This is a genomic window from Limosilactobacillus pontis DSM 8475 (assembly GCF_001435345.1).
GTDB classification, from domain to species: Bacteria; Bacillota; Bacilli; order Lactobacillales; family Lactobacillaceae; genus Limosilactobacillus; species Limosilactobacillus pontis.
Window position 1 is genome coordinate 28,609 of sequence record NZ_AZGO01000047.1, and the last position, 14,094, is coordinate 42,702.

11 protein-coding genes, 1 other RNA gene and 4 pseudogenes are annotated in these 14,094 nt (G+C 47.5%); 12 read left to right on the forward strand and 4 right to left on the reverse strand.

Annotated features, from left to right (window positions below; translation table 11 throughout):
* Positions 1-188: 188 nt before the first annotated feature.
* From FD34_RS03930 to ssrA, 6 genes are all read left to right on the forward strand, one after another.
* Entirely contained in the window at positions 189-500 is a 312-nt protein-coding gene (locus tag FD34_RS03930; protein WP_057806972.1) for a hypothetical protein, read from the forward strand.
* A 76-nt stretch (positions 501-576) separates the two neighbouring features.
* Positions 577-2,412, forward strand: a complete 1,836-nt coding sequence (locus FD34_RS03935) for an acyltransferase family protein (RefSeq protein ID WP_057806974.1) — start codon at positions 577-579, stop codon at positions 2,410-2,412.
* Between the two features lie 2 nt (positions 2,413-2,414).
* Positions 2,415-2,864, forward strand: a complete 450-nt coding sequence (locus tag FD34_RS03940; protein ID WP_057806976.1) for a MarR family winged helix-turn-helix transcriptional regulator — start codon at positions 2,415-2,417, stop codon at positions 2,862-2,864.
* A gap of 16 nt (positions 2,865-2,880) precedes the next feature.
* Positions 2,881-3,690 (forward strand): Cof-type HAD-IIB family hydrolase, encoded by an 810-nt coding sequence (locus tag FD34_RS03945; protein WP_057806979.1) that lies wholly within the window; start codon positions 2,881-2,883, stop codon positions 3,688-3,690.
* A gap of 180 nt (positions 3,691-3,870) precedes the next feature.
* On the forward strand, positions 3,871-4,458 hold the full coding sequence (gene apf / locus FD34_RS03950) for an aggregation-promoting factor (RefSeq protein ID WP_057806982.1): 588 nt from the start codon (positions 3,871-3,873) through the stop codon (positions 4,456-4,458).
* Between the two features lie 108 nt (positions 4,459-4,566).
* Positions 4,567-4,941: a transfer-messenger RNA gene (gene ssrA, locus FD34_RS08375) on the forward strand.
* Between the two features lie 281 nt (positions 4,942-5,222).
* Here the strand turns inward: ssrA and FD34_RS03955 are convergent.
* The 3 genes and pseudogenes from FD34_RS03955 to FD34_RS08380 form a co-directional block, all read right to left on the reverse strand.
* Entirely contained in the window at positions 5,223-5,762 is a 540-nt protein-coding gene (locus FD34_RS03955) for a hypothetical protein (RefSeq protein ID WP_057806984.1), read from the reverse strand.
* A 350-nt stretch (positions 5,763-6,112) separates the two neighbouring features.
* Positions 6,113-6,508 (reverse strand): hypothetical protein, encoded by a 396-nt coding sequence (locus FD34_RS03960; protein ID WP_057806986.1) that lies wholly within the window; start codon positions 6,506-6,508, stop codon positions 6,113-6,115.
* Positions 6,509-6,592: 84 nt separating this feature from the next.
* A pseudogene (locus FD34_RS08380) lies at positions 6,593-7,594 on the reverse strand (IS30 family transposase).
* A gap of 185 nt (positions 7,595-7,779) precedes the next feature.
* Here FD34_RS08380 and FD34_RS03965 point away from each other — a divergent pair.
* The 3 genes and pseudogenes from FD34_RS03965 (at position 7,780) to tnpA (ending at position 9,822) form a co-directional block, all read left to right on the forward strand.
* Complete coding sequence (locus tag FD34_RS03965; protein WP_057806988.1) at positions 7,780-8,328, forward strand: NADPH-dependent FMN reductase; 549 nt, start codon at positions 7,780-7,782, stop codon at positions 8,326-8,328.
* Between the two features lie 113 nt (positions 8,329-8,441).
* Positions 8,442-9,316: pseudogene (locus FD34_RS08390) on the forward strand (IS30 family transposase).
* Positions 9,317-9,366: 50 nt separating this feature from the next.
* Positions 9,367-9,822, forward strand: coding sequence for an IS200/IS605 family transposase (gene tnpA, locus FD34_RS03970; RefSeq protein WP_057806990.1), 456 nt, complete (start codon positions 9,367-9,369; stop codon positions 9,820-9,822).
* Positions 9,823-9,966: 144 nt separating this feature from the next.
* Here the strand turns inward: tnpA and FD34_RS03975 are convergent.
* Positions 9,967-10,465: pseudogene (locus tag FD34_RS03975) on the reverse strand (alcohol dehydrogenase catalytic domain-containing protein); the annotation flags it as partial.
* Between the two features lie 210 nt (positions 10,466-10,675).
* On the opposite strand from FD34_RS03975, the gene FD34_RS03980 reads away from it, so the two are divergent.
* The 3 genes and pseudogenes from FD34_RS03980 (at position 10,676) to FD34_RS03990 (ending at position 13,885) form a co-directional block, all read left to right on the forward strand.
* Positions 10,676-11,389, forward strand: coding sequence for a response regulator transcription factor (locus FD34_RS03980; RefSeq protein ID WP_057806992.1), 714 nt, complete (start codon positions 10,676-10,678; stop codon positions 11,387-11,389).
* Positions 11,390-11,395: 6 nt separating this feature from the next.
* Positions 11,396-12,874, forward strand: coding sequence for a sensor histidine kinase (locus FD34_RS03985; protein ID WP_057806994.1), 1,479 nt, complete (start codon positions 11,396-11,398; stop codon positions 12,872-12,874).
* 150 nt (positions 12,875-13,024) lie between these two features.
* Positions 13,025-13,885 (forward strand): annotated as a pseudogene (locus FD34_RS03990) (GRP family sugar transporter).
* Positions 13,886-14,094: the final 209 nt, after the last annotated feature.

The following is a 14,094-nucleotide window of genomic DNA, read 5'->3' on the forward strand; positions in this document are numbered from 1 at the left end:
AAGTAAAAAAGTTAGTGGATGATATTGACATTCCTTGGTGAAAACGCTATCATAATAGTCGCAAGGTATTAAGTATTTACCTTCTAATCAATTCTCTTTCTCTCTTATGCCAATCATCGTCGTCCAGACGGTGATTTTTTGGTTTAAAGTCGCTATAATATTGTTATGTCGAAAGGGGAGCAATACACGTGGAAAAGCAGCATCAGGTATTGACGTTAATTGAGCAGATCACCCGTAATGATGGGAGTAAGTACTTCGAGATCGGCAACATGGTTCACAACGGCCGGGCTGAATTGGCGGCCGAGCGCGGCTTCATCAAGGAGGTTCGGATTTTGCAATTAAACATTCCCCATTCACGGAATGTCATTCGGTATGAAGACTTCATCAACAGCCATTATCAGATGCAGGACGAGTCCATGGATCACTGGGAGGAATGGAAACGGACGCCTGAGATGGACCAGGTCGTCGGTGACATTCTCAAGGAAAATCATATCGGGTAGTTAAACGGTAGCAGCGCGTTACCGTCTTTATTTTAGCCTTGTTTATCGGGGGCAGTGCTGGAGGAAATTAATCAAAATGAAGACAATCGGGCCAAAGCAGTATATAACCGGGATTGACGGTTTACGGACGCTGGCGGTGCTGGGGGTAATCATCTACCACCTCCTCCCCAACGTCTTGCAGGGTGGTTACCTGGGGGTGCCGCTCTTTTTGCTGATTTCGGGATACTTTGTGACTTATCAGTTTAGCCGACAGTGGATGGCCGAGCAGCGGCTTACGATCGGCCACTTCTACCATAAGCGCTTTAAGCGACTCTACCCGGTCTTGATCACGATGCTGATCCTGACCACGGCTTACATTACCCTCTTTGCGCGGGAACTGCTGCATAATATTAGGATGACCGTACTGACCAACCTGCTCTGGGTCTATAACTGGTGGGAGATCGGGCATGGGCAATCCTACTTCGATCAGTTTGGCGGGGCCTCCCCATTTACCCACCTGTGGACCCTGGGTGTTGAAGCCCAGTTCTACCTCTTGTGGCCGTTGATTATCTGGGGACTTTATAAGCTCGTGCACCGGAAAGTGATTGTACGGCGGATCGTCCTCACCCTCGCCGTCCTGTCGGCGGTTGAGATGGCGATTCTCTATGACCCGGCTAACATCAACCGGGTTTACTACGGGACCGACACCCGAGCATTTTCTTTATTGCTGGGTTCCTGGCTGGGGCTGGCTTGGCCGTTGAACCGGTTGAACCCACACCCCACGAGTTACTTGCGTCAGTTGTTGAACGTCGTGGGGATTGTCATGACCGCAATCACGGTTATTGGCTTCTTCACCCTTAATGGGCAGAGCAGCTTCACCTACCGCGGCGGGATGTTCCTGTACAGTGTTGTCGGGATGCTGCTGATTGCCACTATCCTCCATCCCGGCTCGCGGATGAATGCCTGGTTCTCCAACCCGGTCTTTCACTGGGTGGGGCAGCGCTCCTATGGGATCTACGTTTATCAGTACCCGGTGATGATCTTTTATGAACGGATTGTCAAGGTTGGCCTGCACCCGGTCCTCAACGCGATCATCGAGCTGGCGATCATCGGCTTGATCAGTGAGGCTTCCTACCGGTTCCTGGAGCGGCCCTTAGCCCATGCCGACTGGCCTAAGCTGCTGGCCGGTTTGGTAAACTATCGTAGTTGGCACTGGACAACGGTGACCAAGTTAGCCTTTAGTGCCGTGATGGTCCTTGTCGCTGTCGTCGGTCTGTGCCAACCGGATCGTGGTCCTAAGAAGACGGCCGTCCAGCAGCGCATCGAGCAGAATCACCAGCAGGCGGCCACCCATAACAAGGAGATTGCGGCCGGCAAGAAGGTGACGACCAATACGAATGCTAATGCCAAACAGTATGTGTTGACACCGACTGAGGTCAAGCAAGCCCAAAAACTTAAGATCACGGCGGTCGGTGACTCAGTCATGGCCGATGCCTCTGGAAGTATTCAGAAGTTGATGCCTCAGGCCTACGTTGAGGCCCAGGTCGGTCGCCAGGGCTCAGCCACCCCAGCGGTGATCAAGCAGCTCAAGGCGCAGGGCCATCTCAATAAGATCGTGGTGTTGAACCTGGGAACCAACGGGGCCATGAGTCAGCAGACCATTGATGAAATTCTGGATACAATTGGCCCTGACCACCAGGTTTACTGGTTGACCGCCCACGTGCCAACCAAGCCATGGCAGCAGACTGTCAACCGCGAGATCGCGGCGACTGCCAAGAAGTATGCCAATGTCCACCTGGTCGACTGGTATGGGGTGAGTGCCAAGCATAGTGAGTGGTTTGCCAGTGACTCCGTTCACATGGGGGAACGGGGAAACAATAGCTATGCTCGCCTGATTGCCAAGTCAATCCTCGATAATCAGAAGGGAGATTAACCATGGCAGAAGATGAGTTATTAAACCAGGCGATCGACATCTACATGTCATCATTGAAGGGCTTGGAGCACTTTGTCTCACAGCCGGCCGCGCGATATTCCCTGTCCTTTGAACAGTACCTGATTCTCCAAGAAGTAGTCAGGTCACCGGGAATAAAGCTGATGGATATCGCCGAGAAACGCCGGGTGACCAGGAGTGCTGTCTCCCGGCAGCTGCGCGTGTTGATCAGAAACGACTACATCAAGCAGGAGCCCGACCAGGCTGACCGGCGCAAGGTTTCCCTGGCGGCAACTCCTGCGGGGCGGGCCGTGGCGATTAAGATTGAGCGTCGGATCAGTGAGCGTTTTGCCAAGTGGGTGGCCGTCTTTGGTGAGGAGCGAGGGCGGCTGCTCCTGCAGCTGTTGGACGAATCCAACCACCAGGTGATCCAACCGGAAAACGATAGTAAATGAAAAGAGGAAGAGCAGAATGATTAAGATGATTGCACTTGACCTTGATAACACACTGTTGAACAGCAATAAGGAGATTTCCACCCGTAATGAGCGAGTACTGCGCCGTCTCCATGACCAGGGAATCCACGTCGTCCTTTGCACGGGGCGGCCAATTAACGCAATCTGGCCATACATTGAGCAACTGGGCCTGACCCAACCGGATGACTTCACCATTACATTTAACGGGGGGCTTGTGATTAACAACGTCACTAAGGAGCACCTGTTTGAACTCGGTATGGGTAAGCAGGACCTGCAGCCATTATTTGACTTTGTCCGCCAGGAAAATATCCCGCTGGACGTGCTGGACTTTGCCCGGGTCTACGAGCTCAGTGACCAACCGGCTTCGATCTATCGGACGGTCCTCAAACACATCGAATTTAGGGACACCAGGATGGCCGACCTGCCAGATACCACCTTCAGCAAGGCGGTGATGGCGATTCCGGCTGAACAGCTCAGTCCGATCATTGCCCACTTGCCGGCGGCGTTGAAGGAACGCTACCATGCGGTGCAGTCCCAGGCGATGATCATGGAATTCTTGCCCAAGCAAGTTGACAAATACGTCGGCCTGCAGGCGTTGCTTGACCACTTTGGCGATGACTTTAGCAACCTGATGGCCTTTGGGGATGCCGATAACGATCTGGGGATGATCAAGGCGGCCAGTCAGGGGATTGTGATGGCTAATGGCTTGCCAGAGGTCAAGGCAGCGGCTACCGCCCTGACCGATTCTAATGACGAGGACGGGGTAGCGACCTACTGTGAACGTTACTTTGCTGACCAGCTAAATTAACACTTGATTATTAAAGAACTGGCAGTAAGTGTCTAATGGACACTTATCGCCGGCTTTTATATTACATTCTGTAATGATTCGGTTTGAAATAGAAATGCTGTTGTCATGGTTTGGTAACATAACATGTGTAATATAGAGACTGTCAAAAAGGTTTGAAGAAATTAAAAGGATGGTTATTTTATGATTTCTAAGAAAAATATTGTAAAGACAGTAGCAACTCTGGGAACGGTCGCATTAGGTGTTACGGTAGCCACGACGGTTGCTAACGCCGACAGCACTTACACCGTTAAGAGTGGAGACACACTTTCCAGTATTTCTCAGAAGTTCGCAAATGACAACAGCCTTGTAAACAGCATCGCTCAGGACAACCACATCGCTGACATCAACAAGATCACCGTTGGTCAACGTCTGGTTATCAAGGGCGACCACAGTGAACAAAACTCTCAAAACAACACCAGCGTTGCCAGTCAACCGGCTCAGTCAACGGCCAACACCGCAACCCAGAGCCAGGGCAGCACGACCAGCTACAACTCTGGGGTTTCCGGTAGTGACGCCGCTGCTAAGGCCTGGATTGCCGGCCGCGAATCTGGTGGTAACTACGGGGCCCGTAACGGTCAATACGTTGGTAAGTACCAATTGTCCGCTTTCTACCTGAACGGTGATTACTCTGCCGCTAACCAGGAACGGGTTGCCGACCAGTACGTTGCCAGCCGTTACGGTTCATGGACTAACGCCCAACAACACTGGATGGCCAATGGTTGGTACTAAAATTAAATCATGGTTTTTGAAAAGGAGCGAGCTCGCGTTGCGGGATCGTTCCTTTTAAGCTTTTTGGATGCGTTTTGAATCGGAGTATGATACACTATGAATGTATCTGGGGATGTTTTTTGGATTCGACAGGTATAGGTCGAGTTTCGACTGCGTTTCGAAGGTTGCGTCTTCGTAAAAACGCTCAGTTTTAAATTATAACTGCAAACAATAATTCAAACTCTTACGCAGTTGCTGCCTAACAAGTAGCACGCGTAAATCCGTTCCGGGTTCGTCCATGATGCGGCGACGGGTTTCATATCTAGTGGACTACGTTAATGACCGCCGTTTGAGGTTGTTAAAGGAGATTTTACAAGCTAGCTAGTCATGGTTGCCCTGATCAACGGCGTTTTGGCTAGTGAATTTTAAATAGTTGAGATACGAACGTAGAGGTCGAAATGGCGATATGCTTGGACACGGGTTCGACTCCCGTCATCTCCATAATTGGGGTTTCCGGTGCTTTTATATCAGCGCAAAACGTTGACATAAAGGCATTTTTATTTTTCTGAAAATACTGAAAAACGTATTAAATTCAGAAACTGCGACAAAACTGCGACAAACTTTAAGAACTTCTCTCCAGCACGGGGCCACCTGTTAGGGCGGCTTTTCCTTTTGCCATTCACAATGTTTGCGCCAAAATCTCTTTTTGCGTGTTTGCAATGTTAGCATTAAGCATAAGAAAAAGGGAGGACGAACCGTGTTAGGTCCATCCCCTTAATTTATGTTTAATTATTAGTCATTGAGCCATCTGGATAAACGTTGACACTTTGGGCGGTTCCAGTCATTGTTCCTTGAGTTGGGTCAATAGCTTTAACAAAATAGGAACCATCATCATTACGGATAGGCTGCCCGGTGCTTGCGTCATACATTACTGTCCAGTGGTAATTGCCGTTACCATCGCCATACTTAGAACGGGCTGCGGCGAGTGCTTGATCTGCGTTATTTATATTGCTATTACTCTGTGAGCTGCCTTGTGCTTGTTGCTGGCCGCTGTTATTAGATTGAGCGGTAGCCTGTTGACCACTGTTATTACCTTGTTGGTTAGTAGCATTACCATTGGACGTTGATTGACTACTGCTACTGGATGATGATTGCTTGTCCTTGCGGCTGGTCTTGTTGGATTTCTTATGGCCTTTGTGGTGCTTAACTACCTTAATGGACGAACTGCTGCTGGTCGTCTTGTGCGATTGTGACGCCAGATTATTACACCCGGCAAGACTAAGCCCTGCTAGGACGGTGGCACAAAATAAACCTATCTTTTTCATTCTGAAATACCTCCAATATAAACATTTACAATTCTATTATGCACCTATTAGGCAAGCTAATCGGAAAGAACTTTCCAAAATTTCTAAAACGGTCATTGTTTAGTCCTACTTATCTTGTCAAAATGCTGTTTTCCAGCAATTAGCGGTTAGTAGCCCCCCTAGGGTAAATTTTCAAAATTACCGCTTATGCGTGAGACGATTGAAATGTGTGCGCTCTTTTTTTGTAGCGGTCAGGGGGCGGGGGTGTTTCATGCTAAAATGTTTGTGTATGGTAATTTGTGAGGGCGGCTATGTTAGGGCCGCCTTTTCTTTTATTTACGTATAGGCCCTATTAACGCCAGTGTTAATACCTATTCACACCTTACTAATTTCACCTGGTCAGTGGGGATGAGGTAGTAGGCCATCAATAGTGCCTTACGTTGACGATGATAAAAGTTGCCCTCTGTAATGCTGTGGTGTTTGGTTGCCAGCTCTGCCAGCGTCCTTTTAGTGCTGTGCTGCTTAATAAACCGTTGATCTAAGATGATGCTGCTGGCCTGGTCGTCCTTGCTGATTGCTTTAATAATGTTCTGTCGTTCTTGTAATTCAAACATGACTTTAACGTGTTCCTGCTGCGCCTGGTCGGTAGCTCTGGGGTTGTTATCGTCCAGCCTAAGCGATATTAGTTGCCAGTCTTTGAATTGCCTTAAATAGCCTTTAGCAATGCTGGCAGCCTGTTTCTTATTAATGGTGGGGATGATTGACATAGCATTACCACTCCAATACAATTTAGTTATGCCCGATAAGGGTAAATAAATTAAACCCGAATTGTCAACTCAAGTGCAACATGGCTATGAAGCTAAATATTGATGAAAACATTGTTGAGCGGTGTGGTAGTGAAGAAGCTTGCGGGGCTTGGTATTGATAGCTTGGACTGCTTGGTGGAGGTAGAGAAGGGATTGCTTAATGGATTGTCCCTTGGGATAGAATTGACGAAGCAGTCCATTATTGTTTTCATTACTTCCGCGTTCCCAAGGTGAGTACGGGTGAGCGAAGTAAATCTTGGCATGTCTAATTTTAGCCAATGTAGAGAATTCGGCACCATTATCAAAAGTGATCGAGTTAAACCAGTTTGGAGGGTAATTAATCACCTTCTGAAGCTCTTGACGACAGGTTTCTGCTCGGTAATTGGGAACTTAATGACAATCTCAAAGCGCGTTAAGCGTTCTGTTAGAGTCATCAGGGCTGGTTGATTCTTCCGCCGAACCCCCTTGACTAAATCCCCCTCCCAATCAAAAGGACGTTGGCGCTGATTAATCTTTTGTGGGCGTTTTTCAATTGAAACTCCCAGCCGCTTCACTGCTTGCCGAGAGTGGGAACGATGGTGCTTTTTTAGATGCCGACTTAGCTTCTGTGGTGTAAATCAAGATTCTTAATGGCTAACCGTCCCTGGTCAATATAGCGGTAAACAGTTGGCATTGACGGACAAAACTGGTCAGGAAACTTTAACTTGAACTGGCCAATAAACTCGTCCACACTCATCGCGTTAAATTGGCTGCCCAGCTGTTTGGTTAGGAGCTTAAAGAAGAAATGGCCCCGTTTAAGCAAGAAATGACAATGACATTTCAGCCGCCGCTGTTCATGCTTGGCTTGCGCCGTTTCACCATAGTAGTGATGGTAAAGGAAGTAATCTGAGTTACGCTGTAAGACACGACCACGTTTAACACGACCAATCGTTGACCGATGACAGTGAAGCTTTTAGACCAGTTCAGATCATGTAGTGCCTCAATCTATCCACGCTGACTAGTTAGTTGATGGTAGTGACGAGGAATGTTAGAATCAATCTGAGGCATGAGGATCACCTTTCTTATTTTTTGGTCAATTTAAGTTTAGGTCTTCATGGCCTTTTTGTTTAATTTATGATGTTGCACTTAGATTGTAAATCCGGCGGCTAAAATGGTTGCACTTTTTCAACAACTTGATATGCTTATTATTAGTAAGCGCAACGAAGAAATTAATTTTGAAAGGATTGTTTGATATGACAAAATATGGTGTAATTGTAGGTTCTATTCGTAAAAATTCTTATTCTAAAGGGGTCGCTGAAGCCATCGTTGCTGGGTTACCAGACGACGCTGAAGTAACGTACTTAAATATCGCTAAGTTGCCACTATATAACCAGGACTACGATGCGGATTCACCCGTAGAATATACAGAATTTCGTCAGGCCGTTGCGGCTCAAGATGCGTTCATCTTTGTCACACCTGAACATAACCGTAGCATCCCAGCAGCCTTGAAGAATGCTTTGGACGTTGCTTCACGTCCATGGGGTCAAAGTGTTTGGGGCGGCAAGCCTGCTTTGGCTGCTTCCCAATCGATCTCTGGTATCTCTGGCGTCTTAGCACACCATGTTTTACGTCAATCCTTGGTCTTCTTAGACATGCCAACGATGCAACAACCAGAATTGTACATCGGTAATACTGATAAGTTGGCTGATGAAAATGGTCATATCACAAATGAAGGCACCCAATCATTCTTAGCTGGTGCTGGTAAGCAATTCAGCAAATTTGCAGCGAAGTTTATTGGCTAAATAAGTCGTTAAATGGTAGATTGTAAAATTAATCCGAACGCTGTTCGGACAAAAAAGATTAGCTTCCTTTAAAATGGTGTTTACCACAAACCCATCTTTTAGGAGCTGATCTTTTGTCTAGTATAACCTATTCCGAACGAATTAAAATCGAAACCTTTTGTGAACTAGGGCTGTCCAATATCCAAATGGGCGTTCGGCTGAACCGATCACCGTCAACAATTTCTTATGAATTATCTCGATGTCAACCTTATCAGGCTGAATTAGCACAAACAGATGCCGAATACAAGCGATCACGATGTGGTCGGAAAACTAAGCTGAGCGATGAGTTAAAGCAAAAAATTCTCAACCATTTACGTCTAAGCTGGTCACCAGGAATGATTGCTCACGAATTTAAACTAGCTACTAAATCTATTTATAATTGGCTAAATCAGGGGAGAATTGGTTTCTCCTTGAATGATCTACCTGAACATGGCGTACGCCAACGGCGTAACGTTGACCAACGATCCAAATTATAATCAATCTTTGGGGCGATCAATTGAACAGCGTCCCATGATGATTAATCAACGTAATCGCATCGGCGATTTTGAACTAGATACAGTCGTTGGTCCTCGTGGGCATAGTAAGGCAGTTTTATTAACTTTAATCGATCGCAAATCACGGTTCCTTTGGGCATACCGGTTAAAAGATCGGACGACAGCGACTGTTAATGAAGCACTAACTAAGTTCCTAACCACTTTTAATGGTCCGGTGCACAGCTTTACTGTGGACCGTGGCACTGAGTTTAGTGGGCTAGTATCACTTGAATCACAATATGGTATTAAGACCTATTACTGCCATGCTTATACTCCAGCTGAACGTGGTAGTAATTGAACGCTTTAATCGGGATTTACGTTATTTTTATCCTAAAGGGACTCGTTTTGAGCACATTAGTTCTCAAGATTTAACGACGACAACAAACATTATAAATAAAAAACCTCTTTTGCCTTAAAATGTAGGTGTTCAAGCCAAAGTTAATAAGGGAAAAGAGGTTATTTAGATATGGCTAATAAGTTAAACAGTTTAGCCCATACAAAGTGGTTATGTAAATACCACATCGTATTCATTCCAAAGTATAGACGGAAAATAATTTATAATCAATATCGTCGCGATTTACAGGATTATATAAGGCTGTTGTGTCAGTATAAGGGTGTGAAAATCATTGAAGGACATATGATGCCAGATCATGTACACCAGTTATTAAGTATTCCGCCAAAGCTAAGCGTATCGCAATTTATGGGATACTTGAAAGGGAAAAGCTCGTTAATGATGTTTGATCATCACGCCAATTTGAAGTATAAGTTTGGAAATCGCCATTTTTGGGCCGGATACTACGTCAGTACAGTTGGATTGAATGAATCCACAATACGAAAATATATTAGAGACCAAGAAAAGCATGATCAAGTGCAAGATAAATTGACAACCGTTGAGTATTCCGACCCTTTTAAGGGTAGGTGAAGTAATACAAACACTGCTTAAAGCAGTAGCGAAGTAGTCAGAGCATTTTGGCTTGAACGAAGAGAAAGCCAGCGCCTTGAGACGCTGGCTTATCTTTGCGGCTTATAGTCGCTGTGCAAACCACCCGTTTTACGGGTGGTTATGATTGGCCACCCGAGCAGCATGGTAACCAGTGGCCATGACGTCGGCCAGGGTCAACAGTGACTTGAACATTCCCTCACTGTAGTCGCTTGGCTTGCCAGGAATCTTAACCAGCGCCCATTGACCATGGCTGAAACGGATGTATTCAGCCTGAACCCCGTTACTGAAGTTATTATCGTGACTCTGGCATGAACCGTCAAAGCCGGCCAGGCAGGCGGCACAGTGGCCACATCCGTGGGTGAACGGGGCAATGACAAAGTCACCCGGCTTAACGGTCGGTGGTGATGGCATCACCGACCTCCTCGACGATCCCGATCGCCTCGTGACCGGAGTTTTCGGCGTTGGCCTCAACCGGGTTGATCCCCTTGTAGTACCAAAGGTCGGAACCGCAAACGCAGGTCCGGACAACCCTGATGATGACGTCGTCGGGGGCCTGGATGGTTGGCTTATCGATGTCGATCAGCTTCATCTGGCCCGCTTTAGCAAACACAGCAGATTTCATAAAAAACAGTCTCCTTTCTCTGTAAACACTTTCATTATAAACTGTCAATTCTTAAATTGGTAATACTTTAAGCTAATAGTCAAATATACGCTTGTTGAATAGTTGAATATGAATTAATGATGACTTCTCGGGCCAATCACGGGCGCCGGACGGGGATGAATGTTACACTAGGAAAAAACGAACAAGAAGAATTTGAAGGAAGTGTGACTTATGAACATCCTGATGATCGAGGATAACCATTCTGTCTGCGAGATGATGGCAATGTTCTTCAAAAAGAACCAGTGGGAATATGAATTTGCCTACGATGGTGTGGCCGGGGAGCAGCAGTTTGCTGACCAGCCGGACAAATGGGACATCATCCTCTTGGATCTAAACCTGCCAAAGAAGGATGGAATGCAGGTGGCGGCAGATATTCGGCGGATTTCACCGACTGTACCGCTGATTATGCTGACGGCCCGCGATACCGAGAGCGACCAGGTCCTGGGGCTGGAAATTGGGGCCGATGATTACGTGACCAAGCCGTTTAGTCCGATCACCCTGGTGGCCCGTATCAAGGCCCTGCACAGGCGGAGCCAACTTGGGCAACAGCACCAGCAAGGACATAAGGATGCTAATGGCTTTGATATTCGGACCGACCACTTCAAGATGAACACCAATACTCGGGAGGTCTACCTTTATGACCAGCCGGTTAGCGACTTGACGCCCAAGGAGTTCGACCTTCTGAAGACGCTGGCAGCCAAGCCTCGTCAGGTGTTCACCCGGTCTCAGCTCCTCCAGCTGGTCTGGGATTATGAGTACTACGGGGATGAGCGGACGGTTGACGCTCACATCAAGAAGCTGCGGCAGAAGCTCGAAGACATCGGTCCCCAAGTGATTAAGACCGTCTGGGGTGTTGGCTATAAGTTTGACGACGAGGGAGAATAATTACCAATGAAGCTAATGTATCGGCTGATGCTGACCTTCTTTACAATTATTATTATCCTATTGGTGATCTTGAGCATATCCTTCATGCAGGTCACTAACAACACCCTCTACCACAACACATGGAACCAGCTGAAGAGCTACTCGGATAGCCTGGTTCAAGACTCGATTCGCTATGACCCGACCAACCGGAGCTTTGAGGGCTTTGCGACCGATTCCCTGCAGACCAACGCCAACTTGCTGATTCGTCAACACGTTCACTTTGCAATGTACGACACAACGCACAAGCAGATCTATGCTAGTAACGGCTTCACGCCGACCATCAGCAATGAGCAATGGCGCAAGCTGAAGGACGGTCAGGTTCTCTGTACCAAGGTTACCATGGCCAAGGTTGACCACCAGGTAGCCAATACGACGACCCCACAGATGACCGAGGTCCTCAAGCCGTATTTTTACAAGGGAAAACTGGTCGCGGTGGTGTCGATCGCTACCCTGATTTCAACCATTAAGGAAAATATGCACCAGATCGTCCTTAACCTACTAGTTGCCTTTGTGATTGCGGCCCTGCTGACCCTGGCCGTGAGCTACTTTCTTGCCCGGTCGATTACCCAACGGATTCAACGCCTCCAGAAGGCTACCCACGAGGTCGCCCAGGGTAATTACAACGTTCAGGTAGCTACGGCCGGTAAAGACGAGGTGACTGATCTGGCTCAGAGTTTCAACACAATGACGCAGTCACTGGCGGCATCACAACGGGAGATCCAACGTCAGGAGGAGCGTCGCAGACAGTTCATGGCGGACGCAGCTCATGAGATGCGGACCCCACTGACGACCATCAACGGAATCCTGGAGGGACTCGAATATGACGTTATTCCCGAAGAAGATAAGCAACACAGTATTCACTTGATGCAAAACGAGACCCGGCGGCTGATCCGCCTGGTCAAAGACAACCTAGACTATGAGAAGATCCGGACGAATCAGATTTCGATGGAACGCAAAGTCTTCGATGCGGCAGCCGTCCTATCTAACCTGTGCGAGCAGCTCAACAAGAAGGCCCAAGCCCAGGGGGATAGGATTGCGCTGGATGTCACGCCGGCATTGCGGGTTTACGCTGACTATGATCGTTTTGTTCAGATCATGTTTAATATCACCCAGAATGCCATCCAGTTTACCGAAAACGGCCTGATCACAATTCAGGGACGAGCAGTTGCCGATGGTAGTCAGTTTAAGGTTAGTGATAACGGAATTGGGATGACTAAGGATCAGTTAGCTAATATCTGGGAACGCTACTACAAGGCCGACCGCTCGCGGATGAACACCAAGTATGGTGAGTCTGGCTTAGGGTTGGCAATCGTCCACCAGTTGGTTCTCCTTCACGGCGGGAGGGTGACCGTCGAGAGTAAGTACGGTGAGGGAACCACCTTTACCATTTTCTTTCCCGACCGGGAGCATGCGCCACACACGGCCGGAAAAACGGATACTAACTAAAAAAATAAAACCCGGCAGAGCGCTATCTAAAAGTAACCAATCCACTTTGTTCAATCATTAACTTTCTGAAAACGCTTGCGTAAACGTTTGCATTGTGCTAGATTACTATCTTGTAATATTTGTTATTGATTGATAGGAGAGAATTGTATTATGAGTTATTTGATTGCATTAATCCCAGCCCTTGGTTGGGGATTCATGCCCCTGATCACTGGAAAGATTGGTGGATCGGCTGTTAACCAAATGTTTGGGATCGGTGCCGGTGCTACCATCATCGGCCTGATTGCCTTCGTGATCGGCCATCCAGCCGTTAGCACCACGGCCTTCTGATTCTCCGTCGTCTGTGGTGCCCTCTGGACGATTGGACAGATCGGTCAGTTCATTTCATTCAAGCGGATTGGGGTTTCTAAGACCACGCCGATCTCAACCGTTCTCCAGCTAGTTGGTAATTCCATTATCGGAGCGATTATCTTTGGCGAATGGCGTGGCGCCAAGGCTCTGACGATTGGTTTCGTTGCCCTGGCAGTTGTCGTTGTTGGGGCCCTGTTGACTTCCGTGACAGAAGGGACGTCCAGCAAGAAGGTCACGACTGGTGACTTCCTCTTTCTGCTCTGCACGACGATTGGTTACTGGATCTACTCTGCCTTTCCTAAAATCCCGGTTGTTGCTGACCAGAGTGCCTTGGGGATCTTCCTCCCTGAGATGTTGGGGATCCTGTTAGGCTCTGTCATCTACACGGTAGCCTCGGGTAATATTAGTGCATTCAAGCAACGTGAACAGTACTTAAACATCCTTGGTGGCTTGTCCTGGGGGATTGCCGCTCTGGCCTACATCTTTGCCGGTAAGGCTCTGGGGATCACCACGGCTTTCGTATTTAGCCAGATGAACGTTATCATCGCCACGATTGGTGGGGTATTTATCCTGCATGAACAGAAGACCTCCCGAGAGATGAGCTTTACCATCCTGGGGATCGTTCTGATCGTCATCGGGAGCATTGCCACGACCTTCGCATAGAATAAACAAAATAGTTCAGCGGTCCGAGGTGACGGGTGCTGAACTATTTTTATTTCCCGGGAAATTTTGATTGCAACTACTAGTTGAATTCGCTATCATTTAACTGTATTTGAAATTTAGCTAATATGACGATATAGAAAGAAGTTATTTAATATGGCGCACGTTTCATTAGATAAGCAAGGATTAAAGCAATTTGTCAACGACAACGA